The 23530-nt window shown below is 36.3% G+C and carries 21 protein-coding genes and 1 other annotated feature; of the genes, 19 read left to right on the forward strand and 2 right to left on the reverse strand.

Features of this window, described 5'->3' with window-relative positions; translation table 11 throughout:
• The first annotated feature begins 57 nt into the window (after positions 1-57).
• The 6 genes from yjbM to brnQ all read left to right on the forward strand — a co-directional run bounded on the left by yjbM (position 58) and on the right by brnQ (position 5559).
• The gene (gene yjbM, locus BQ5341_RS04260; protein WP_071130789.1) at positions 58-747 is read left to right on the forward strand and encodes a GTP diphosphokinase; all 690 of its coding nucleotides are present in this window, start codon (positions 58-60) and stop codon (positions 745-747) included.
• Positions 743-1546 (forward strand): NAD kinase, encoded by an 804-nt coding sequence (locus BQ5341_RS04265; RefSeq protein WP_071130867.1) that lies wholly within the window; start codon positions 743-745, stop codon positions 1544-1546. The genes yjbM and BQ5341_RS04265 overlap by 5 nt, the downstream gene beginning before the upstream one ends.
• Complete coding sequence (locus tag BQ5341_RS04270; protein ID WP_071130790.1) at positions 1546-2442, forward strand: RluA family pseudouridine synthase; 897 nt, start codon at positions 1546-1548, stop codon at positions 2440-2442. Before BQ5341_RS04265 ends, BQ5341_RS04270 begins: the two co-directional genes overlap by 1 nt.
• Positions 2426-3787, forward strand: coding sequence for a magnesium transporter (gene mgtE / locus BQ5341_RS04275; protein ID WP_071130791.1), 1362 nt, complete (start codon positions 2426-2428; stop codon positions 3785-3787). Before BQ5341_RS04270 ends, mgtE begins: the two co-directional genes overlap by 17 nt.
• Positions 3788-3845: 58 nt before the next feature.
• Positions 3846-4068: a binding site (T-box leader), on the forward strand.
• On the forward strand, positions 4050-4229 hold the full coding sequence (locus BQ5341_RS10395) for a hypothetical protein (protein ID WP_071130792.1): 180 nt from the start codon (positions 4050-4052) through the stop codon (positions 4227-4229). Its footprint overlaps the feature before it by 19 nt.
• A complete protein-coding gene (gene brnQ / locus BQ5341_RS04285; protein WP_071130793.1) occupies positions 4189-5559 on the forward strand; it encodes a branched-chain amino acid transport system II carrier protein in 1371 nt (456 codons plus the stop codon). The genes BQ5341_RS10395 and brnQ overlap by 41 nt, the downstream gene beginning before the upstream one ends.
• A 78-nt stretch (positions 5560-5637) precedes the next feature.
• Here brnQ and BQ5341_RS04290 read toward each other — a convergent pair whose 3' ends face one another.
• Positions 5638-6273, reverse strand: coding sequence for a copper homeostasis protein CutC (locus BQ5341_RS04290; protein ID WP_071130794.1), 636 nt, complete (start codon positions 6271-6273; stop codon positions 5638-5640).
• A gap of 91 nt (positions 6274-6364) precedes the next feature.
• Here BQ5341_RS04290 and BQ5341_RS04295 point away from each other — a divergent pair, with 91 nt between their 5' ends.
• The 4 genes from BQ5341_RS04295 to recD2 all read left to right on the forward strand — a co-directional run bounded on the left by BQ5341_RS04295 (position 6365) and on the right by recD2 (position 11171).
• Positions 6365-7201, forward strand: coding sequence for a methyltransferase domain-containing protein (locus BQ5341_RS04295; RefSeq protein WP_071130795.1), 837 nt, complete (start codon positions 6365-6367; stop codon positions 7199-7201).
• Between the two features lie 195 nt (positions 7202-7396).
• Positions 7397-7903 carry a tRNA (uridine(34)/cytosine(34)/5-carboxymethylaminomethyluridine(34)-2'-O)-methyltransferase TrmL gene (gene trmL / locus BQ5341_RS04300; protein WP_071130796.1) on the forward strand — a complete coding sequence of 169 codons (507 nt, stop codon included), beginning with the start codon at positions 7397-7399 and terminating at the stop codon, positions 7901-7903.
• A 48-nt stretch (positions 7904-7951) separates the two neighbouring features.
• The gene (locus tag BQ5341_RS04305; protein WP_071130797.1) at positions 7952-8617 is read left to right on the forward strand and encodes a histidine phosphatase family protein; all 666 of its coding nucleotides are present in this window, start codon (positions 7952-7954) and stop codon (positions 8615-8617) included.
• Positions 8592-11171, forward strand: coding sequence for an SF1B family DNA helicase RecD2 (recD2, locus tag BQ5341_RS04310; RefSeq protein WP_235836367.1), 2580 nt, complete (start codon positions 8592-8594; stop codon positions 11169-11171). Before BQ5341_RS04305 ends, recD2 begins: the two co-directional genes overlap by 26 nt.
• Positions 11172-11534: 363 nt before the next feature.
• Here recD2 and BQ5341_RS04315 read toward each other — a convergent pair whose 3' ends face one another.
• Positions 11535-12443 carry an ArsR/SmtB family transcription factor gene (locus tag BQ5341_RS04315; RefSeq protein ID WP_071130798.1) on the reverse strand — a complete coding sequence of 303 codons (909 nt, stop codon included), beginning with the start codon at positions 12441-12443 and terminating at the stop codon, positions 11535-11537.
• Positions 12444-12694: 251 nt separating this feature from the next.
• Between BQ5341_RS04315 and BQ5341_RS04320 the strand changes: the two genes are divergently transcribed.
• The 9 genes from BQ5341_RS04320 (at position 12695) to BQ5341_RS04360 (ending at position 23445) form a co-directional block, all read left to right on the forward strand.
• Complete coding sequence (locus BQ5341_RS04320; RefSeq protein ID WP_071130799.1) at positions 12695-13987, forward strand: ABC transporter substrate-binding protein; 1293 nt, start codon at positions 12695-12697, stop codon at positions 13985-13987.
• A 16-nt stretch (positions 13988-14003) separates the two neighbouring features.
• On the forward strand, positions 14004-14876 hold the full coding sequence (locus tag BQ5341_RS04325; RefSeq protein WP_071130800.1) for a carbohydrate ABC transporter permease: 873 nt from the start codon (positions 14004-14006) through the stop codon (positions 14874-14876).
• 8 nt (positions 14877-14884) lie between these two features.
• On the forward strand, positions 14885-15775 hold the full coding sequence (locus BQ5341_RS04330) for a carbohydrate ABC transporter permease (protein ID WP_071130869.1): 891 nt from the start codon (positions 14885-14887) through the stop codon (positions 15773-15775).
• 5 nt (positions 15776-15780) lie between these two features.
• A complete protein-coding gene (locus BQ5341_RS04335; protein ID WP_071130801.1) occupies positions 15781-16425 on the forward strand; it encodes a hypothetical protein in 645 nt (214 codons plus the stop codon).
• Positions 16426-16442: 17 nt separating this feature from the next.
• Positions 16443-18443 (forward strand): glycoside hydrolase family 88/105 protein, encoded by a 2001-nt coding sequence (locus BQ5341_RS04340; RefSeq protein ID WP_071130802.1) that lies wholly within the window; start codon positions 16443-16445, stop codon positions 18441-18443.
• Positions 18444-18494: 51 nt separating this feature from the next.
• On the forward strand, positions 18495-19370 hold the full coding sequence (locus BQ5341_RS04345; RefSeq protein ID WP_071130803.1) for a sugar phosphate isomerase/epimerase family protein: 876 nt from the start codon (positions 18495-18497) through the stop codon (positions 19368-19370).
• Complete coding sequence (locus BQ5341_RS04350; protein WP_071130804.1) at positions 19370-20530, forward strand: Gfo/Idh/MocA family protein; 1161 nt, start codon at positions 19370-19372, stop codon at positions 20528-20530. The genes BQ5341_RS04345 and BQ5341_RS04350 overlap by 1 nt, the downstream gene beginning before the upstream one ends.
• Before the next feature lie 19 nt (positions 20531-20549).
• On the forward strand, positions 20550-21563 hold the full coding sequence (locus BQ5341_RS04355) for a Gfo/Idh/MocA family protein (protein WP_071130805.1): 1014 nt from the start codon (positions 20550-20552) through the stop codon (positions 21561-21563).
• 85 nt (positions 21564-21648) lie between these two features.
• The gene (locus BQ5341_RS04360; RefSeq protein ID WP_071130806.1) at positions 21649-23445 is read left to right on the forward strand and encodes a glycoside hydrolase family 2 protein; all 1797 of its coding nucleotides are present in this window, start codon (positions 21649-21651) and stop codon (positions 23443-23445) included.
• Positions 23446-23530 lie beyond the last annotated feature (85 nt).

Below are 23530 nucleotides of genomic sequence, written 5' to 3' on the forward strand. Positions count from 1 at the left end.
ATGTTAAACTAGAAAAGGTGTAAAAATCAGGAAAAACACAGGATAGAGGGATGCCAAATGGAAAAAGATTGGGAAACATTTTTAGTACCTTATGATCTAGCTGTGCGGGAATTAAAAGTAAAACTGCGGGGCATTCGCAAACAATATAAAGAAAAAAACTTACATACCCCGATTGAATTTGTGACAGGACGAGTCAAGCCGGTGGAAAGTATTTTGCAAAAGGCCAAAATGCGCCATATTTCTATTGATAATTTGGAAGAAGAGATGCAAGATATTGCCGGACTTAGAATTATGTGCCAGTTTGTAGAAGATATTTATGAAGTGATTGATCTTTTGCGGGCCCGTAATGATTTAAAAGTGATTATTGAACGGGATTATATTAATAATCAAAAGCCAAGCGGCTATCGCTCGTATCATTTGGTGGTGGAATTTCCCGTTGAAATGATTACCGGTGAGAAAAAAATTCTCGCTGAAATTCAAATCCGGACCTTAGCGATGAATTTTTGGGCAACGATTGAACATAGTTTAAACTATAAATATCAAGGGGATTTCCCTGAAGAATTACAAGAACGTTTAAAGCGCTCGGCGGAAGCTGCTTATCAATTAGACGAAGAAATGTCTAGCATTCGCGAAGATATTCAAGAAGCGCAGCATTTATTTTCCCACGGCAAATCAAGTGCCGACTGGCGCAATCAAGAAGACGAAGAGCACGACCATGAAGATCATGAAGAAGGTGAAAAACATTAAAGTTGCGATTGTCCATAATCAAGAAGAAAAAACCTTAAAGATTTTACCAGAACTGATGGAATGTTTAGCAAGTCATCAAATTGAAATTGATGCGGATCATCCGGAAGTGGTGATTTCTGTTGGCGGTGACGGGACGCTCTTGTCGGCGTTTCATCGTTTTAATCATCGCTTAAATGAAGTGCAATTTCTCGGCATTCATACCGGGCATCTTGGATTTTATACTGACTGGCGCGATTATGAATTAGTAGATATGGTGGAAAGTTTGAAAAAAAATGGCACAAGCATGCCGTCCATTCAATATCCGTTGTTAGATGTTGTCGTTCATTATCGTGATAAAGAAAATAGCGGTCATTTTTTAGCTTTAAATGAATCGGTCATTCGGCGCGTCGGAAAAACAATGGTGGCCGATGTCTTAATTAATGATCGACTTTTTGAACATTTTAGAGGAGACGGCTTAGTCGTTTCCACGCCTACTGGATCCACAGCTTACAATAAAAGTATCGGCGGGGCGATTTTGCATCCGGAATTACCAGCATTTCAGCTGACGGAAATTGCTTCGTTAAATAATATCGTCTTTCGCACATTAGGTTCTTCGATGGTGATTGCCGAAAATGATTGGGTAACGATCATTCCTGATTCCGCCGATGATTATCATTTATCCGTCGATCAATTGGCGATGGGAAATCGCGATATTGAAAAAATAACGTATCGTTTGGCGGCTGAAAAAATTCAATTTGTGGCCACGCGCCACTTACCATTTTTTACGCGGGTGAAAGATGCTTTTATCGGAGAAGTCTAATGGAATTTTTATATCAAGTCGGCGACAAGCATCCGAAATATTTGCGAGAATTTTTAAAAGGACAAGGGATTTCAAAAAAATTATTAGCCAAAATAAAATTTCAAGACGGTAAAATTTTGGTTAACCATCAAGAACAAACGGTGCGCTATTTAATTAGTGCCGGCGATAAAATAGTCGTCCACATTCCAGCCGAGCTCCTTCATGAAACAGTGGCGGCCTGTCCGAAAGATTTTCCGATTTTATTTGAAGACGAACATTTTTTAATTGTTGATAAACCAGCTGGCGTGGCTTCTATCCCGGCGCAATATCATCCTAATGAGACAATGGCTAATCGGGTGAAATATTATTACGTTAGTCAAAATTATGAAAACCAAGTGATTCATATTGTCACCCGCTTAGATCGCGATACGAGCGGCGTGATGTTATTTGCCAAACATGGCTTTGCCCATGCGTTGCTGGAATCGGGTCCGAAAATTTCTAAAAAATATTTAGCGATCGTTTCTGGCGATTTAAAAAAAATAGCCGATCATGGCGAAATTGACGCTCCGATTGCTCGCGTACCATCATCTTTAATGAAACGCCAAGTCGATCCTAGCGGCAAGCAGGCCCGAACGGAATATTGGCTACGACAAAAAAATCAAGCATCTTGTGAAGTGGAAGTCCAACTACATACAGGACGAACCCACCAAATTCGGGTTCATTTTGCTTATTTAGGCTGTCCATTATTTGGCGATGATTTATATGATGGTCCGACTGAAAAAATTTCACGCCAAGCACTTCATTGTACGAAAATTACTTTTTATCATCCTTTTTTAAAAAAAGAGATGACAATTACTAGCCCCATTCCTGAAGATATCCGGGCCTTGGAGGAGGATTTATTTGAGCGAAGAGAATAACCTACAAGAAAAATTTCAAGAATTAAAAAAATTATTAATAAATGCGGATATGACACAATTTCGCGCTGAATTTCTTGATTTGCATTTATATGATCAAGCCCAATTTTATCAACAAATCGATTCAGAACTGCGAGTGGAATTTTACAATTTTTTGTCCCCGCAAGAAGTCGCGGATCTTTTTGATTTAATTGAAGAAGATGATCGGCAAATTCCAATTTATTTAAAAGAAATGCGTCCGGCTTACGTGGCGGAAATGTTATCGGGAATGTATATCGATAATGCGGTGGATTTATTGGATCAATTAGAGCCTGATCAAATGGCGAAATATCTTAGTCTAATGAGTCGCCAAGATGCTGGAGAAATGAAAGAACTACTTCATTATGAAGATCAAACGGCCGGCGCTATTATGACGACAGAATTTGTCTCGATTGTCGGCAATCAAACAGTAAGTTCCGCTTTGTTAGCTTTAAAAGTAGCCGCTAAAGAAGCCGAAACCATTTATTATATTTATGTGTTGGATGAAGAAAATCATTTGGCCGGCGTTATTTCATTGCGGGATTTAATTGTTAATGATGACGATGTGTTCGTGTACGACGTGATGAGTACGCGGGTGATTACCGTTGAAGTAGGCGATGAACAAACACAAGCCGCCCAAACTATTCGTGATTATGATTTTCTCGCTTTACCAGTAACGGATTATGAAAATCATTTATTAGGAATTATCACCGTCGACGATGTCTTAGATGTGATGGATGAAGAAGCCACTAGCGATTACTCCGGTTTAGCCGGGGTCGATGTGGATATTGTTTCGGAAAATCCGTTGCGGGCCTCATTGAAACGATTGCCTTGGTTAGTGACGCTCTTATTTTTAGGGATGTCCACCGCTAGTTTAATTTCTCATTATGAAGAACTCGTCTCTGAAGCGAGTATTTTAGCAGTTTTTATTTCTTTAATTACTGGAACGGCAGGAAATGCTGGCACGCAAAGTTTGGCTGTCGCTGTTAGACGTTTAGCGATTGGTGACGATGAAGGAAAAACTTTTTTTGGTTTAATTTTAAAAGAAATTTTAACAGGATTAATTACCGGCGTGGTAACGGGTGTGACGGTCTTCTTAATGGTAGGCATTTGGAAACAAAATTTTGCGCTTGGATTAGTGGTGGGCATGGCGATGCTTTTTGCCATTGTTGTAGCTAATCTTGCCGGCAGTTTGATTCCGATGTTGATGGAACGATTAGGCTTTGATCCGGCGGTAGCTTCGGGACCATTTATTACTACGCTGTCCGATTTAACGAGTGTTTTAATTTACTTTAATATTGCGGCGCTATTTATGAATCAATTCATTTGAAGAAATTTTCAAAATATATTGACAGAAGCCCACAAGATTGCTATGATATAAAAAAATATAAATGACTTTGAAGAAAAGAGTACTTATTCTGCTTGTCTACAGGGAGCCGTAGATGCTGAAACGCGGTGGCAAAATGTTTAAGGAAAATCATTTCTGAGTTCTGCGGTGAATTTTTAGCTGTAGCGTCGGCCTTCGTTAATAGGCTAGCTGATGTTAGTCGGCGACAAGTGTAGTTTTTTGACTACTAAAAAAAGGTGGTACCGTGCGTAAGCGCCCTTTTCCCAGATGGGAAAAGGGCGCTTTTTGTCATTTAAAGGAGTTGATTTTTGGCAATGTATCCGATTATGAAATGCCTGCAACAAAGAGGAAAAAAATGTTAAAAAAAATTGGAGGAAAAGATAATGGGAAAGAAACTCTCATGGAAAATGTTATTAGTAGTTAGTTCAATGGTTTTTGGAATGTTTTTTGGATCAGGAAATTTAATTTTTCCAGTCCATCTTGGACAAATGGCGGGCACCAACTGGCTGTCTGCTGGTTTAGGTTTTATTGTTTCGGCGGCGGTTTTTCCTTTGCTGGCGATTTTAGCAATTGTCGTGACGCGTTCTGATGGATTATTAGATTTAGCGCGACCAGTAGGAAAATTTTATGCCGGCTTATTTCTTGTTTTGGTTCATTTAACGATTGGACCATTATTTGGGACACCACGAACAGCGGCCACAGCTTTTGAAATGGCGGCCAAACCTTTTTTACCAGATTCGGTAATAACGGTGGGGATGATTTTATTTTCGGGACTCTTTTTTGGAGCAGCTTATTTTATTGCGACCCATCAACATCGATTATTGACCTACGTGGGAAAATATTTAAACGTGGCGTTTCTTGCATTATTAGCAATTATTTTTGTCGTCGCTTTATTTATGCCGATTGGGCCTTTAAATAGTGCCCCCAGTGCCACTTATGAAACGGGCTCTTTAGTCAATGGTTTTTTGGAAGGATACAATACGGTTGATGCCGTGGCACTTTTGGCCTTATCGGTGACTTTTGTCCATGCCGTGCGCCATTTAGGACTTGGAGAAAAAGAAATCGCCAAAACTACATTGAAGGCAGGAATTATTGCTGTTGTAACGGCTGCTTTAATTTATTTTGTTTTAATTATTTTGGGGGCAACAAGCTTAGCAAAATTTGATCTTTCATCAAACGGTGGAACGGCCTTAAGTCAAATTGTTGGTTTTTATTTTAGTCGCTTTGGGACGGTTTTTTTAGGCGTCTTAGTTACTTTGGCAGTTTTCACTACTGCGGTAGGCTTAGTCGTTTCTTTTGCTCAAGATTTCCACAAATTATTTCCAAAAGTCAGCTATTTAAATTGGTTACGGCTAACGACTTTTATTTCATTTTTAGTCGCTAACTTAGGACTCGACCAAATTATTGCTTACTCTTTACCGATTTTAATGTTGCTTTATCCATTGAGCTTAGCTTTAATTTTATTGGCTCTAACTAGTAAATGGAATCAACGGAGCCCGCTAGTTTATAAAACAACGATTGCTTTTACCGTTTTGCCAGCAGTAATGGATATGTTAACGGCCACACCTGCGATAATTTCCGATTCAACACTAGTAGCACCTTTAATTCATTGGTATCAACATTATTTACCTTTAGCCAGTCTCGGACTTGGTTGGGTCTTGCCAACACTGGTGGGTTTTTTAGGCAGTCTATTTATTTTTAAATTGCAAAAAAATCCGGTAACTTTAGCCGATGCCGTAGAAGTTTCCGAATAAAATAGTAAAAAAAAGCTCATGTTTAATCTTTTCGATTAAATCATGAGCTTTTATTGCAATTGAGGATTCAAAAATTTTTTAAAAAGAAACGATTTTTGTGCCGTGAAGTTCTTTGACGTTCAGTTGACTAGCAATTTTATCGGCATTTTCACTAGTTACGCCACCGCCAGGTAAAATAATCAGACGATCTTTCGCATAAGCAATTAATTCTTTCAGATGGGCTAAATTGTCTAAAATATTTGTGCCAGCAGGTCCACCGTGAGTTAAAATCCGCTCCACACCATTTTCAGCTAACCAATCGATCGCTTTAAATTGATCGCTTAAAGATAATTCATCAAAGGCCATATGAAAAGTAATGGACAAACCTTCAGCTAAATCAAAAATAGTCGATAGTCCTTCATAATCAAGCGTATTGTCTTCGGTCAACATGCCAACGACAATGCCGTCAACTTCTGATTTTTTAAATTCCAAGACATCGGTGGTCATCATTCGCAGTTCCGTATCGTTATAAATAAAATTTCCACCCCGCGGGCGAATAATAGCATTGACGGGAATGTTTTTCTCATGGGCATACTCAACGGTAGCTTCTAAAACGCCAATAGAAACCGTCGTTCCTCCGACATACAAATTATCACATAACTCAATTCGCTTAGCACCAGCGGAAATGGCCGCCGGGATATTAGTAAAATTTTCAGCGCAAAATTCTTTTAGCATAATCTTCCTCCTGTTTTTCTTTCGATTTTCTATATTGTAGCACAGATTTTCTTCAATCTTATGGTAGAATAAAAGACAAATGGAGGAGCTTATGTTAAAAAAAATCGACGTTGCCCAACAATTTTTAGTGAAAAATCATCAATTATTTGCTTGTCCCAAATGTTTAACAAAAATGGATGTCCACGGACAAGAATTAATTTGCCAAAATCACCACTCCTTTACTTTAAGTAAAAAAGGAACGCTCTTTTTTTTGGAAAAAAAGATGACTACTGAATATACGAAAGAAATGTTTTTACACCGAAAAAATATTATTCAACAAGGTTTGTATGAACCGCTACTTTCAGAAATTGCTCAAATGATGATACCTGACGCGCCGGTTTTAGATGTCGGCTGTGGTGAGGGGAGTTTTTTAGAAATTCTCGGAAAAAATATCAGTGCCGCTAAAATTGGGTTTGATATTTCTAAAGAAGGAATTTATTTAGCGACGGAACAAACAACAGCTAATACTTTCTTTTGTGTGGCCGATTTAACCCATTTGCCTTTTTCTAATCAACAGTTTGGGACGATTTTAAATATCTTTTCGCCGTCAAATTATCATGAATTTGCTCGGGTTTTAAAACCCGGTGGACAGCTTATTAAAGTGATTCCCAATCAATTTTATTTAAAAGAATTGCGCCAAGCACTGTACACTGGAGAGAAGGCGACTTATTCCAACGCCCCGGTCTTAAAAAAATTGCGGGAAACCGTTAATATTTTACAAGAAAAAAATTTGACCTATACGTTACCGACGTCAAATTTCACATTCTCAGATCTTGTGAAGATGACGCCTTTGTCTTGGTCAGCAGATGAAAAACAGTTGGCGGAGTTGTTCCAAAAGCCTTTTAGTACAATTACAGTTGACGTGACAGTGGCAATATGTCAGTTATAGTCGCTTTTTTTTGAAAATGAGGAATTTCTTACTTGTCAAATGAGTAGTGCGGTGGTATAGTATTTCCATAGTGTTTTTCGGTGATTTTTATCAGACTCCTGTGCTGATAAAAGTTAGTGAAAAAACTTTCACTAACGTAGAAACTCGCCGTGATAACACCGAGTTACTACGTTTTTTTATTTTAAGGAGATAAAAATGAAAAATCATATCGTTTTATATGAACCTTTAATTCCAGCCAATACCGGAAATATTTCCCGAACTTGTGCGGCAACAGACACAACGTTACATTTAATTGAGCCACTAGGTTTTTCAGTGGATGACAAACATCTGAAAAGAGCGGGCCTTGATTATTGGGACGCAGTGGAAATTGTCTATCATGAAAGTTTGCCAGCCTTTATGGAGTATTTAGGAAATCGCAAGTTGTATTTGATTTCTAAGTTTGCCAATAAATCTTACACACAAGAAAATTTTACGACGGATGAAGATCATTTTTTCATGTTCGGCAAAGAAACAACTGGTTTGCCGGAAGAATTTATGCGGGAAAATGCTGAAAAATGTTTGCGTATTCCCATGGATGACACTCATGTTCGGGCGTTGAATTTGTCAAATACGGCAGCTATTTTAATTTATGAAGCATTACGCCAACAAAATTTTCCCAATCTTGAACTGAAACATCATTATGCTAACGATAAAATCGATTAAAAATTTAAATCAATAGATTAAGCAGCAAAAGGGGTCGAAATTTAGAAAATGGATTTATATTTTACGCGCCACGGACGGACAGAATGGAATAAAGAGTTGCGTTTTCAAGGGTCAAATGGTGACTCGCCACTTTTACCAGAAAGTTACGAAGAAATCACCTTATTGGGCCAACGTATCAAAGAAATTCCTTTCCAAAAAATTTATACCTCGCCACAACTTCGCGCCAAAACTACCGCTGAACTTATTAATCAAGAGTTGGCCAATCCAGTAGAAATTATCGAAACTGACGCTTTAAAAGAAATGAATTTAGGCGATTTAGAAGGACAAATGATTCCTGAAATGCAAAAAAATTATCCCCAGCAATTAGATTGCTTGCGGGCCTTTCCTGAAAAATACGATCCGTCAGCTTATAAAGGCGAAACATTTAGCCAAGTGGTCAGACGCGTTGAAAACTTTGTCGTAAATGTAATCGCCGAAACACCTGTTGATGCGCCGATTTTATTTGTCAGTCACGGAGCAACGTTGACGGCGGCCATTAATGCAATGGCCGGTGAAAAACTTGCGGATTTACGCAAACGGGGCGGAATAAATAATAATTCTTTGAGTCAATTAGTTACGGAAAATAAACAGCTGCCATTTCACTTAGTTACTTATAATGACGTCAGCTTTTTAAAAGAGGAGCGAGTCCATGCCTCAGGAGATGAACTTATTTAATAACCAACAACACTTTATCACCGGCACAATTGTGGCGGTGTTTTTTGAGAACCCAGGAAATTTTTATAAAGTTCTTTTAGTTCGCGTGACTGAAACAGATTTGGATTTACCAGAGCCAGAAATTGTTGTCACTGGAAGTTTTGGTCAAACGCAAGAAGAAGAAACGTATCGTTTTGTAGGAAATACGGTGGATCATCCTCGTTACGGGCTGCAATTTCAAGCAGAAAGTTATCAAAAAGAGCGGCCAACGACCGCTAGTGGGATGATTCAATATTTAGCTTCGGATAAATTTCCTGGGATCGGTAAAATTACCGCTGAAAAAATCGTCACTGAATTTGGCGTGGATGCGCTAGATAAAATTTTAGCCGACCCAGAAGCGCTAAAAAAAATTCCTAGCTTGAACGAAAAAAAACGCCAGATGTTAATTTCCACTTTAAAAGAAAATCTCGGCATGGAACAACAAATTATGGGCTTAACGGCGCTAGGTTTTGGTACGCAACTGGCCTTTGCCATTTATCGCGTCTATGAAAATGAAGCTTTAGAAACGGTGAAAGAAAATCCTTATGCGCTAGTGGAAGATGTGGAAGGAATTGGCTTTACTCGCGCTGATAATTTGGCGGAAAATTTGGGTATTCCGGCTGATAGTCCGCAACGAATTAAAGCTTGCCTCCTTCATTGTCTGCTGGAAAATTCTCTGAACACAGGGGACACTTATATTGAGGCCAAGCCCTTACTAGTTCAAACTTTGCAATTACTAGAAAAAGCGCGGCCAATTGCAATTGCGCCCAAATTTGTAGCAGAAATGTTATTGCAATTAGAAGAAGAGGGCAAATTACAACGAGAAGGCTTGAAAATTTTTGAAAACTCGCTGTATTTTGCAGAATGGGGCATCACCAGTTCTATTGAACGACTGTTAGCTCGCCGAAAAAAAATCCATTATCCCGCCGATGAAATGAAAAAAAGTTTTGCCGCCTGTGAAAAATTTTTAAGTATTACTTACGATGCTTCCCAAAAAAATGCGATTGAACAAGCCATCACTAGTCCACTTTTTGTTTTAACAGGGGGACCCGGCACCGGAAAAACAACAATCGTCAAAGGCATCGTCAGTTTATTTGCCGAACTTAATGGACTATCGCTAGATTTAAATGATTACACAGATGCAATTTTTCCCATTTTATTAGGGGCGCCCACTGGTCGAGCGGCCAAACGATTGAATGAAACCACCGAGTTACCAGCGGCCACTATTCATCGGTTATTAGGTCTAACCGGCCGCGAAAAAAGTTCAGTCAACACAGCCCGAGAATTAGAAGGGGGCTTATTGATTGTCGATGAAATGTCCATGGTGGACACATGGCTTGCCAATACGCTTTTAAAATCAATTCCCGATAATATGCAAGTGATTTTTGTAGGGGACAAAGATCAATTGCCTTCAGTCGGACCAGGCCAAGTGTTGCACGATTTATTGCAAGCAGAAAAAATTCCTAAAGCCGAATTGAAAAAAATTTATCGACAAGAAGATGGTTCTTCAATTATTTCTTTAGCTCATGAAATCAAAGAAGGCCGCCTGCCAGAAGACTTCACGAAAAATCAGCGAGATCGTTCTTATTTTCCCGCCCACGCCAATCAAATCGAATCACTGATTGGTCAAATTGCCGAAAAAGCGAAAAATAAAAATTTTTCATATATGGATATTCAAGTTTTGGCGCCAATGTATAAAGGTCCAGCTGGAATAAATGTGTTGAATCGCCAGCTGCAAGAAATTTTCAATGGAAATGCCGATAAGCGAAAAAAAGAAGTTCATTTTAATGATGGTATTTTTCGGATTGGCGATAAAGTGTTACAACTAGTGAACGACAATGAACAAAATGTTTTTAATGGCGACTTAGGCCAAATTGTCGGACTGCAGCTGGCCAAAGACACAGAAGACAAAGTTGATGAGTTAACGATTGAATTTGACGCCACTGAGGTAACTTACAAACGCAACGAGTGGAATAAAATTACTTTAGCTTACTGCACCTCGATTCATAAATCCCAAGGTAGCGAATTTGAAATGGTGATTTTGCCCATGGTCCATCAATATTCCCGCATGCTGCAACGCAATTTATTGTATACGGCCGTCACCCGCAGCAAAAATTTATTGATTTTGTTAGGTGAGGAAAGTGCCTTTCAAGCATGCGTCAAGAATTTATCCGCCAGCCGGGCCACCACCTTAGTAGAAAAATTACAAGGCGACTTAAAACAAGAAATTCGCCTCGAATTAGAAATGTACGAAAAAGGCGAATTAGTCGGTCATCTAGTTGAAGAAAAAGAAACAAGTTATCAAGTTGCAGGAAATACAACGCAACAACCCGAAGAAACAACCGCCAGCAAAACCGACGCAACAATAAAACTAAAACCAGTTGAAAAAGTTGAAACACCGATTATCGATCAGGACAGTGACACCTTACCAGAGGACATTTCTTCTCAGAATTTTCGTTTGACTCCAGAAAATCTCTGGTCCATTGATCCCATGATTGGGATGAATCAATTAACGCCGCTGGATTTGATGAAGTAAAGTTAGTTGTTCTAAAATAATTTTTAGCTGGATTAAATAGAAAATGAACAGCTTTAGATAAATTAGTAATCATACTGAACATCAAAAACTATAGGTCTACCTTTTGAGGAGCAGAGAAATCTACTCCTTTTTTTTATTTCTATTTAAACGTTCAATATACTACTGGACGTACCCATAAACAGTGTGTTTGAAATTAAAATAATTCTAAAACATTACTATTTATAACGTTGAACTCGACTCCATAACCAACGACTTTAAGAAAATCGAGAAGAACCATTTTTTTGTCAGGTCAAGAAATATGGGCTCTTATTAATGGCCACAATATGGATATCTGGAATTATTAATACAACTTAATAAACGAGGTTAAGAATAAAATAATTTGAGAATAGCATTTTGAACATGATTTCCAAAATCTTTACCAAAAATTGTCAAACCACCCTTATTTTTTGCATTTTCATTTATCCCAATCTTAACTTTGATAAAAGGTGATAAATTTAAGTTTAAATCATCTAAAGTAGTACTAGAGATTTTTTTTCCATCAATTCCGGTGTCCTTATTTGTAACTCTTATGTGCTTTAATATCCCATACTGACTGTACTCACTAGCCCACCAATTTGGAGTTAAACTACCACGAACATCTGAAAAATTTCCAGGAGCAGTCCAAAATCCTAAATCAATATCATTAATAAAAAATGAAATATCACTTGGCCAATTGTCATTTGATTCTGGAAACTCAGAGGAAAGTTCTAAGGATAATTCTAGTAATTCTATATGAGCACCTTGTGGAAGATGATTAGGAATAATATATTCAACAAAACCATCAGAAAACCAAAGCAAGGATGCTCTTATACGATCATCAGACACAAAAGATCTTGGATCATCTAAATCACCAATTATTTCGTCAGAACTTGCCAATCCACAGGTAGGGGTAGCTAAAAAGTCAGAGTAGTATCCTAATTTGATTTCAGTTTCTAATTCTTTATATGGTAAATGGATTTTTTGTGGAACATCGATTTCAATATGATCAACCACTAAATGAAATCTTTTTATTCTATTATCCATACTATCTTCAGATTCTTGTAATTTTATCAATTTCGAGTCTTCAAGCATTCGCATATGTCTTGAAACTATAGATTTGCTAAGTTTTAATTCCTTAGCAATTTCAGTGACAGAAGCGGGCATGAGAGATAGTTTTTTTATAATTTCTATTCTGGTATCTGAGGCTAACGTTTTAAGTGTATTGATACCTTGTTCGTCCAACTTAATATACATTTTAAATTTTCCTTTCGTAAACGGTTTTATTAGAATCTATTTTACACTTTTTGAAAAAATTATCAATATAGTTCACTAAAATAGCAACTAATTTAGTTTTCTATCAGGCTTGATAATGATACGGTTGTTGAAATAGTTGAAAATAGAAAACGGTTTAATTTAATGTTGAAAAGGATTTCTTTAAATGATATTATTTGTTTGTTCAGTAAGGGTGTATAAAAAAGTGTACCTATATTAAGGAGGAAAATGAAATGAAGTTGCGTAAAATAGTTACATTTGTAGGAGTAGTTTTATTAGGGTCTACGGTCCTAGCCGCATGTGGCAACAACTCTGACAGCTCCGCGGATGGTAAAACTACGGTTAGAATTAGTTGGTGGGGAGCTGATGATCGCCATGAAGCTACGTTAGCTGCGATCAAGGCTTTTGAAAAAGAAAATCCCGATATTAAGGTTAAAGCAGAATACAGTGGTTGGGATGGTATAGAACAAAAAATGGCTACGCAAATTACTGGACAAACTGAGGCAGATGTTATGCAGGTTAACTATGATTGGTTAGCCCAATACTCCCCTGATGGAGAAGGATTTTCAGACCTAAGTAAATTAGAAGGTTTAGATCTATCAGGTTATGATGATTCTATATTAGAATCTGGAAAAGTAAATGGTTTTCAAGTAGCAGTTCCATTTAGTGAAAATGCACGGGCATGGGTGGTAAATAAAACAGGATTTGACGAAAGAGGCATTGAAATTCCGACCACTTGGGATGGATATTTAGAAATAGCGGATGAGTTTGAGGATGGATCGTTTCCTGCTCGTATTGACACATACGCTTTACTAGTTTATATGCAACAAAAAACTGGTAAATCTATCCTATCAGAAGATGGAGCTTTTCAATACGATAAAGAAACGTTAATTGATGCTTTTGATTGGCTTCAAAAAATGACCGACGACAAGGTTATTCCGACAATTCAAGAAACAAAAGAACAAGCTGATGCGAATCCAGGAGCACCTTCTAAGAAGTGGTTAGATGGGGAATATGGTACTTTGTCAACGTGGTCGTCACAAGTATCAGGTGAATTTAAGAATCTCGAGGAAGCAGGGAAGGAACTTATCTTAACCGGATTTCCAACATTAACAGACGGTGGCGAACAGGCAGTCATGACAAAGCCATCTATGCTATTTTCGATTTCAAAACACACTAAAAATAAAGAAGCTGCGACAAAATTGCTAAATTTCCTGTTAAATGAACCAGAAGGTGTTAAGGCGATGGGGCTGGTTCGTGGAGTTCCTTCAAATCAAAAAGCGTTCGATATTTTAGATCAAGATGGACAAATTACTGGAATAGATAAAGATGTTAATGACTACGTACAAAATGTCAAAGGAATAAACTTCGGTAAGTACACTGAGATGAGTAAAGTAATGCAACCCTATAATGATGCGTTTGATGAATTTTCCTATGGGAAAATAACAGCTAAAGAAGCTGCCCAAAATGTAATTGATGGGATGACATCTGCAGTGGAGCAAGTTAAGAGCACAATAGAAAAATAATAAGGAGGTGAGGACAATGGGCAAAAATAAATGGACAGGATTGCTTTATATATCACCTTGGATAGTTGGTTTTATTATTTTTACCGTGTATCCTTTTTTAAACTCACTGTATATTAGTTTTACAGATTTCACTATGATTCAAGCACCTCGTATTATAGGTTTAGATAATTACAAAGAATTATTCCAGGACAAAGAATTTTTAAATTCTTTAGTTGCAACGTTTAAATATGCTTTACTAACTGTTCCAGCATCTTTAGTTTTTGCTTTATTGATTGCTGTTATATTGAATTTTAAAATTAAAGGGATTAATTTTTTTAGAACTGCTTATTATATTCCTTCAATCTTAGGAGGAAATGTGGCAATCTCTGTTATCTGGAAATTTTTATTTACTGGTGATGGTTTGATTAATCAAACGCTTGGATTCTTTGGAATTAATTCACTGCCTTGGATGTCTGATCCTAACTTGGCGATGATTGTGGTCTCATCACTAAGGGTTTGGCAATTTGGGTCATCTATGATTATTTTCTTAGCCGCGTTACAAAATATTCCGGTAGAACTGTATGAAGCATCTGAAATAGATGGTGCAAAAAAAATCACTCAATTCTTTAAGATTACCTTACCGTTAATTACCCCATCACTATTTTTTAACCTAGTAATGGGAATGGTGGGGGCATTTCAAGAGTTTAATAGTGCATATTTAATTACAGGTGGTGGACCACTCAAAGCAACACAATTTACGTCCTTAATGATCTATAATTACTCCTTTAAATTTTTCCGGATGGGGTATGCAAGTGCAATGTCGTGGATTCTTTTCGTGGTTATCATGATATTTACGGGTATTATTTTCTTGAGCCAGAAAAAATGGGTTTATTATGTAGATGAGGAGTGAAAATTATGATGAATAACAAGGTAGCTGCTGAAAAATCTGTAGAGCATTTGCATCATAAAACCCCAATTAGAATTGGAGCAATTATTAGATATGTAATTCTAATGGTAGTTGCTTTAATAATGTTGTATCCAATTATTTGGATGATTGGCGCAACTTTCAAAACTAATGCGGAAATTTTTAGCTCAATTGGTTTTTGGCCAAGTTCTTTTGACTTTACGCCATATATTAAAGGTTGGGAAACGGGAACGGAATTTACATTCACAACTTATTTCATTAACACTTTTGAAATTGTTGTCCCAAAAGTTATTTTCACTCTAATTTCAACCGTCTTTGTGTCATATGGATTTGCTAGATTTAATTTTCCATTCAAGAAGATACTTTTTTCAGCCATGATTGCAACAATGTTTCTTCCAGGTGTAGTAAAAACAATTCCAATGTATCTAATGTGGCGCAATTTAGGTTTTTTAGATACGTATGTCCCTTTAATTGCGGGAACATTATTTGCTCAAAGTGCATTTAACATTTTTATGTTAGTACAATTTATGCGAGGTATACCACGTGATTATGATGAAGCAGCTATGATGGATGGGTGTACTTCCCTTCAATTTTTATTTCGAATTTTATTACCGATTGTTAAACCAGCACTTGTCACTATCGGGTTGTTAGAATTTATGGGAAGTATGAATGATTTTATGGGTCCACTAATTTATATTTCCAGCGTAGAAAAATTCCCAGTCTCTGTTGCTTTAAAAATGGCTATGGACACGACGAGTGGTGGGTTTAACTGGAATCAAATTATTGCTATGTCTGTAATTTCATTATTACCTTCAATTATTTTATTCTTCTCTGCATCAAAACAGTTTATTGATGGGATGTCTACAGGTGGATTGAAAGGATAAGAATAATGTTTAAAAATTTAAAGAATTTAGTCGCTCCAAAGACAATTCAGGAAGCAAATTATGCTATTTATCGTATGGTTAAACTTAGTATTTTTATGACTGTTTTTTCTCTACCATGGACAATTGTAAATACTTTTATTACCTTTTCGACTGAGACTTCATTTTTTTTCATTATTGCCTTTCTATTGATGATTCCAAATGTCATGGCGTTGTTTCATTTTTATGAAACGGATGATGTAACAATCAAAGAATATTTCTTTTTTTTAATTAATAATGAATTTTGGAAAAGAGTTAAAGTGAGTTTGACCATTACAATTATTACTTCCTTTTACTTATTTGATAGTTACATTTTAATATTTCTAATGGATCTAAAGATAATAACTCCAATTCTATATATTACTTTTATGTTCTTAGCAATCGCAGGTGTATATGCGATCATAATTTGTAATCAAGAAACAATTGGATGGAAAAAAATGATAAAAAAAGCAACCTACATCAGTTGGCGGTATATTTTCTCTACAGTCTTACTTTTCATTATCTTAATGGTATGGGTGATCATTGGATATTATATTCAAGGTATTAATATCATTTTAGGAAATTCAATTTTGTGGGGAATAATATATCGTATTGGTTTAAAAAAAGTAAAATAGATAAAAGGAGAATTTTCATGTATTTTAATCCGGCAAACAGTGCTCAATATAACTATAACTCTCAAACAAAGCCTATTCTCAAGTCGTTGATTCAAAGATTTATAGGCTCTAATCCAGAAATTCCTTATAATCCTGTAGTTGACTTTCCAGACCAATATCCTTACAACAGAAAAGGCTGGTGTAAGGTGTCTATGGAAAAGGAATTTGATTACTTGGAAGTAGGTAAAAAGGTCGCTGCCTACACTAACTGGACAGCAGAAAATGATAGGGAAGCGACATTAATTTTAGAATGCTATGGTCCGACTACTGTTTTTGTTGATAAAGTTCAGGTATTTGTCTCAAATCCATCCCAAGAAAATTGCCGCACTGAAAATGCGATTCCAATTTTGTTGAAAAAAGGTTGGAATCAGCTTGTAATTATAACTGAGAAAACACCATTAGGATTTGGATTTAGTATACGAAGTGATAAGCCTCAATGGGATCCGACACATTTCTATCGTAATGCAGACTATTTCCTACCCATGTTGGGCTTTAACTGTAGCGAATTTTCTGGAAATCTATCTTTGGAAAATTTTGTAGAACCTTCTTGGATAGAGGAGAAAGAAGAGATTAGCTCTAAAGCAGAGGAGACCTATTTAGTTAAAATTGCAATAACAGATGCTAATCAAGTACTAACTTATCGTGGAAACGGAAAGCTATACTTTAATGATGGAACTCAGATTTTAAATGAAAAAGCTATTCAGATAACTCATAATGATGGTTGGTTAGACTTAATATACAAGGGAACTGCCTTGAGTGAAGATTTGGCAAAAATAAGTGGACCATCCAATATAGAAAATAATTGGCTATATTGCGGGCCAGTGTCTTCTTCTGAAAATTTCGTCACCGACTTTAAAACAATTCAGCTAAGTCCGGATAGAGAAAAAATTTATTGGAGAGTACCTATAAAAGGGGCTTATATTCGTCTTGCAAGGAATGCTCCACTTTTTGCTCATTGGACTTATTGGATGGGTGTTACATTGTATGGGCTTTTAGAGGCTAGTGATTTCTTTGACGAAGTAAGTTGGAAAGAATATGCACTTGCTTCGGTTAAACAAATTACAGACTACGATCAATATGGGCAATGGGACAAAGAGAAATATAACTACACAATAATCAACACACAGTTTTATTGGCTAGATGAATTGGATGACTGTGGTTCATTTGGAAATCTAATGCTAGAAAGTTTAAATTATCAAAAAAATGAATCGGCGATTTTAATTGCGGAGAGAATTGCAGATTTTATGGAAGCAGGTGTTTTACGACAACCAGATGGTGCCTTCTATCGCAGTAATGAAACAATGTGGGTTGATGATTTATATATGAGTACACCGTTTCTTGTTAGATACTGGGAACTAACAAGAAATGAGCAGTATTTAAACGATGCGATTAAGCAATTTTATTTTTTCAAAGAACGATTTTTTTTAGAAGAAAAACAGATAATGAGCCATATCTTTGACACCCGGTTTAAAAAGGCAAATAACATCCCTTGGAGTCGAGGAAACGGTTGGGTAATTTTTTCTCTATCGGAACTACTGAATAAACTACCAGAGGACCACGTAGAACGACCAAAACTTGTTAAATTTTACAATCAACTTGTGACAGGGCTGCTTGCTCAACAAGACGAAAAAGGATTGTGGCATCAAATTATAGATGATGAGACTACTTATTCGGAAAGCTCATGTTCAGCAATGTTTATTTGTGCGTTGTCTCGTGGAATTCGTAATGGTTATTTAGATGAAGAATTAATTGAAATAAGTACAAAGGCAATTCAGCGGGCTTGGAAAGGGCTAATTACTTATTGTATTGATAAAAATGGGAACTTATATGGTGTTTGTCGTGGTTCTGGTTTTTCGTTTTCTAGAGATTATTATAAAAGTTTAGGATGGCTTCTAAATGATGCTCACGGAATCGGTATCGTAGCTCTAGCAGGAGTTGAATATGAAAAAGTTATTCAATTTGTAACAGATAAATCCTAATTAGTAATTAAAATCTAACGTGTTTTTCTATTATTGTATATGAGGTGAAAAATGAATAATTTTGTAATTACTGGTTTTGCTGACGAAATCAGCAATGATATTGAGGAGCAGATTCGCGTTTTACGAATAAATAATATTTCGCATATTGAGATTCGTGGAATTGATGGAAAAAATGTGAGTGACTTTACTTTATCAGAGGCCAAAAGGTACCAAAAAAAGTTAAATATAAATGGAATTAAAGTTTCGAGCATTGGTTCTCCTATTGGGAAAATAAATATTAAAGATCCCTTTCATGAACATCTAGAAAAATTTAAACACACTTTAGATATTGCCACAATTTTTCAAAGTCCATATATACGGATGTTTAGTTTCTATCTAAATCATGATGATAATCCGAATGAATATCAAGATGAAGTAATTAATCGGTGGAAGCAATTTTTATCTGTCGCAAAAGATTATCCGGATATCACCTTATTACATGAAAATGAAAAAGATATTTTCGGAGATACACCTGAAAGATGTGCTGTTCTAATAGAAAAACTAAATGATAAGCAGGTAAAAATTGCATTTGATCCGGCAAATTTTGTTCAATGTGACGTTGAGGTATATCCCCATGCATTTAATTTATTAAAAGATGATATTGAATATATGCACATTAAAGATGCTAATTTTTCTGATCATAAGGTTACACCAGCTGGTCTAGGCGATGGTCAAGTTCAGAATGTATTACAAGCCCTAGTCGACAAAAAATTTAGAGGTTTTGCTTCTCTGGAACCACATCTTTCTATGTTTGATGGTTTTATAAATCTTGAACAAGAAAATTCATTAGTTGAAGAGGATAATAGCGATGGAGAAGCGCTCTTCAACGTAGCTAGTAATGCTTTAAGAAAAATACTAGTAGAAAAGATGGGTCAGGAGTGGAAGTAATGGGCAAAGTTCGAATAGCGATTATTGGCGTTGGAAATATAGGATCTTTACATGCTAGTTATCTTTCTGAGCACAAAATAGAGCATGCTGAAATAGTGGCATTTTGTGATACTAATCCAAAAAAATTAGAAATTGCAAAGAATAAATTTGGAGCTCAATATATCTTTTATTCTTCAGCAGAGAAGCTTCTGACCAATCCAGAAATTGATGCAGTGATTATTTCAACACCGCATTACGATCATCCGATACTTGCAATTGAGGCCCTGAAAGCTGGAAAACATGTCCTTATCGAGAAACCAGCTGGAGTGTTTACAAAAAATGTTAGAGAAATGATTGAAGAGTCTAATCGGAATCCCGAATTAACATTTTCACTCATGTATAATCAGCGGATGAATCCGACATACCAAAAAGCAAAAGAATTAGTTGAAGCAGGACAGCTTGGTGAATTGCGCAGAACAAATTGGATCATTACAAACTGGTATCGTTCTCAAAGCTATTATGATTCCAGCAACTGGCGAGCAACTTGGGCTGGTGAAGGCGGAGGAGTTTTATTGAATCAAGATCCTCATCAGCTAGATTTATGGCAGTGGATTTGTGGAATGCCAACTAGAGTAATGGGATTCGCTTATTTTGGCAAGCGAAGAAATGTTGAGGTTGAAACTGAAGTTACAGCTTATGCTGAATATAAAAATGGCGCTACTGGAATTTTTGTTACAACAACGACAGAGACGCCAGGAACCAATCGATTTGAAATTGTAGGTTCTCAAGGAAAGATTGTGATTGAAAATGATCAATTGAAATTTTGGAGAACTGTTATAGATGAAACCGAATGGAATGACACCTATACTGGAGGATTTGGAGAACCAGAGGTATGGGAAATAAAAATTCCGGTACTATTTGATGGAACAACGGGGCATCGGAAAGTTGTCCAAAACTTTGTGAATAATATTTTGTTTGATGAGCCGTTGCTAGCACCAGCAAGTGACGGAATCTATGGATTGAGTATTTCAAACGCTATTCATTTATCTGCATGGAAACAACGTTGGGTTGACTTGCCTATCGATGAAGAAGAATTTTTGCAGGAACTTAAAAATAGAATTGGTTCTTCTAAGAAAAAGAAGGGTAACGAAAAAATTCTCGACACGAAAAATACTTATTAAGAAAATGTTGGTGAGTAAAATGATTAAATTTGGTATTATCGGTTGTGGATCAATTTCAGGAATACATGCGGCCGCAATTCAAAAAATCGAAGGTGCTAAGATCACTGCGTGTTGCGATATTAATATTGAAAAAGGTCTGATTTTTGCTTCAAGAAATCAATGTCAATATTATTATGATTACCAAGAATTATTAGCAAGTGATGTAGATATTGTTACTATCGCAACACCTCATTTTCTCCATAAAGAAATGGTGCTTGCAGCTTTACAAGCTGAAAAACACGTTATTTGTGAAAAACCTATGGCAGTTACTATTGAAGAAGCAAATGAAATCATAAAAGCAACAGCGGATTCTGATTGTCTATATGCAGTTTGTTTTCAAAATCGTTTCAACCCATCTTTTATTGAACTTAAACACCTAATTGACGGTGAGCAACTAGGGCACCTAAAAGGATTAAAATGCGAATTGACATGGAAACGAAATAAAGAATATTATCAATCAGCTAAATGGAAGGGGAGTTGGGAAAAAGAAGGTGGGGGAGTTTTAATTAACCAAGCCATCCATACGTTAGATGCTATTTCTTGGCTAATCGAACAACCAACGAGAGTGAAGGGGAAAATCATGACATCGCTTCTGGAAGATGTTATAGAGGTGGAAGATGCAGCGATGGCGACTGCACAAATGGCAGACGGAGTGCCAGTTGTCATTTTTGCTTCTAACGATTATTCTTCAGATCCCACCCCGTTGATGACATTTGACTTTGAAGAAGGCTTAGTGGAATTAACAATGAATGATTTACGTATTGATGGAAATCTAATCAAAAGTAGCGGAAACTCACAGGAGGAAGGCAAAAAAGATGTTTGGGGTGATGGGCATCAACGCTTCTATCGCGCTTTTGTTAATCAGCTAAAGGGAATTGAGGATCCTCTGATTCCTTTATTGGCTCATGCAGATGCAAAAAATGCACTTGAACTTTTAACTAGGATATATCAAAGCAATGCCACTAATAAATGGGAGCTAGTCTCTGAAATTTAAAGATGTATCTTGATTTAGCCCACGCTAAATGTATAGATAATTAGGTGGGTTTTTTAAGTATGCAGTAAAAGGAGGAATTTTTGAAGTGAATATAAGAAATGAGTATCCCAGACCACAGCTAGTTCGGGATAATTGGCAAAATTTAAATGGAGAGTGGGATTTTTTCTTTGATGATGAGAATCGAGGAGTGAAGGAAAAAATTTATTTTTCTGGAGAAGAATTTAATCAAAAAATTTTAGTGCCTTTTGCTTACCAGACGGAGAAAAGTGGAATTGGAGTTACAGATCAGCATGATATCGTATGGTATCGAAAACACATCAATTTAATAAAGAAAGGCAATAACAGATATATTTTACACTTTGGAGCCGTTGATTATTATTCTGATATATATATGAATGGGCAACTAGTTATGCATCATGAAGGTGGTAATACTTCATTTTCAGTAGATGTCACTGATTCCCTATTTGTAGAGGGTCAAAATACATTGATAGTCAGAGTCTGTGATCCTCAATTGGACGAAAGTATTCTACGTGGAAAACAAATATGGGAACAAAAAAGTAAAGGAATTTGGTACACAAACACAACTGGAATCTGGCAGACGGTTTGGATGGAAGAAGTTCCAAACTCTTACATTACAAAATTAAAAGTAACGCCACTTTTTGACGAGAATAAAGTTGAAATAATCGTTGAGTTAAATAAAAATTGTAAAAATTCTAGGTTGAATTATCAAATATTTTTTAAAGAAAAAACTATTTGTGACGGGAGTTGTAATTTTGATGGTAGAAAAGTAAAGTTACAAGTTGATGTTCTAGGAGAAAAAATTTTTCAAACAAATTTCCATGGTGACGGTTGGTCATGGACGCCAGAAAATCCGAATCTATTTGACATTGTTTTGACAGTAACAAATGAAGAAGAAATTCCATTTGATATAATTAAAAGCTATTTTGGTTTTAGGAAAATTCATCAAGAACAGGGAATGACTTATTTAAATAATCGTCCATATTATCAAAAGCTAGTGTTAGATCAAGGATACTGGCCAGAAAGTCTTTTAACAGCGCCTGATGATGATGCATTCAAAAAAGATATAGAGTTGGCAAAGGACATGGGTTTTAACGGATGTCGTAAACATCAAAAAACTGAAGATCCCCGATTTTTATATTGGGCGGATCACTTAGGATATCTGGTGTGGGAAGAGTGTGCATCTGCACCTATATTTAATACTGATGCCGTTAATCATCTTATCAATGAATGGAAAGAGATAGTTGAACGGGACTACAATCACCCATGTATTGTTACTTGGGTTCCACTAAATGAAAGTTGGGGAATCCCCAATATTCAACGTAATCGCGAGCAACAACATTTCTCACAGACCATGTATCATTATATTCATTCATTAGATCCAACTAGATTAGTAGTTTCAAATGACGGTTGGAGTATGACTGAAACAGATATTTGTGCTATTCATAATTATAGTCACGGAAACTTAAATGAGACAAAAAAATATGAGTTTTTCAAAGAAAGCCTTAATTCCAGAGAAAATATATTAAGATTTCCTTCAACCTCTTGGGATATTTACGCTAATGGATTTGAAAATCATGGCGAACCAATGATGTTGACAGAATTCGGAGGAATTGGATTTGAGGTTGGCAATCAAAAAGGTTGGGGTTATACATCGGTAAGCTCCTCTGTGGAATTTATTTCAGAGTATCAACGGATAATGGATGCCGTTTATTCATCAAAGGGACTTTGGGGATTCTGCTATACCCAGCTTACAGATGTAGAGCAAGAAATCAATGGTATTTTAACTTATGATCGAAAACCCAAATGTAGTTTAGATAAAATAAAAGAAATTAATGACGCCTATCATGTTGCAAGAATTTAGTTTTTGTAGATTAGAAAAAGGTAAAGCTTATTTTAGAAAATCTCTGGTCCATTGATCCCATGATTGGGATGAATCAATTAACGCC

Source organism: Enterococcus timonensis (genome assembly GCF_900104595.1).
Classification (GTDB): domain Bacteria; phylum Bacillota; class Bacilli; order Lactobacillales; family Enterococcaceae; genus Enterococcus_J; species Enterococcus_J timonensis.

Bases quoted from the DNA above. Each gene is read 5' to 3' on its own strand.
- yjbM (WP_071130789.1), top strand. From the start codon at position 58: ATGGAAAAAGATTGGGAAACATTTTTAGTACCTTATGATCTAGCTGTG.
- BQ5341_RS04270 (WP_071130790.1), top strand. From the start codon at position 1,546: ATGGAATTTTTATATCAAGTCGGCGACAAGCATCCGAAATATTTGCGA.
- brnQ (WP_071130793.1), top strand. From the start codon at position 4,189: ATGGGAAAGAAACTCTCATGGAAAATGTTATTAGTAGTTAGTTCAATG.
- BQ5341_RS04290 (WP_071130794.1), bottom strand. From the start codon at position 6,273: ATGCTAAAAGAATTTTGCGCTGAAAATTTTACTAATATCCCGGCGGCC.
- BQ5341_RS04295 (WP_071130795.1), top strand. From the start codon at position 6,365: ATGTTAAAAAAAATCGACGTTGCCCAACAATTTTTAGTGAAAAATCAT.
- trmL (WP_071130796.1), top strand. From the start codon at position 7,397: ATGAAAAATCATATCGTTTTATATGAACCTTTAATTCCAGCCAATACC.
- BQ5341_RS04305 (WP_071130797.1), top strand. From the start codon at position 7,952: ATGGATTTATATTTTACGCGCCACGGACGGACAGAATGGAATAAAGAG.
- recD2 (WP_235836367.1), top strand. From the start codon at position 8,592: ATGCCTCAGGAGATGAACTTATTTAATAACCAACAACACTTTATCACC.
- BQ5341_RS04315 (WP_071130798.1), bottom strand. From the start codon at position 12,443: ATGTATATTAAGTTGGACGAACAAGGTATCAATACACTTAAAACGTTA.
- BQ5341_RS04320 (WP_071130799.1), top strand. From the start codon at position 12,695: ATGAAGTTGCGTAAAATAGTTACATTTGTAGGAGTAGTTTTATTAGGG.
- BQ5341_RS04325 (WP_071130800.1), top strand. From the start codon at position 14,004: ATGGGCAAAAATAAATGGACAGGATTGCTTTATATATCACCTTGGATA.
- BQ5341_RS04330 (WP_071130869.1), top strand. From the start codon at position 14,885: ATGAATAACAAGGTAGCTGCTGAAAAATCTGTAGAGCATTTGCATCAT.
- BQ5341_RS04335 (WP_071130801.1), top strand. From the start codon at position 15,781: ATGTTTAAAAATTTAAAGAATTTAGTCGCTCCAAAGACAATTCAGGAA.
- BQ5341_RS04340 (WP_071130802.1), top strand. From the start codon at position 16,443: ATGTATTTTAATCCGGCAAACAGTGCTCAATATAACTATAACTCTCAA.
- BQ5341_RS04345 (WP_071130803.1), top strand. From the start codon at position 18,495: ATGAATAATTTTGTAATTACTGGTTTTGCTGACGAAATCAGCAATGAT.
- BQ5341_RS04350 (WP_071130804.1), top strand. From the start codon at position 19,370: ATGGGCAAAGTTCGAATAGCGATTATTGGCGTTGGAAATATAGGATCT.
- BQ5341_RS04355 (WP_071130805.1), top strand. From the start codon at position 20,550: ATGATTAAATTTGGTATTATCGGTTGTGGATCAATTTCAGGAATACAT.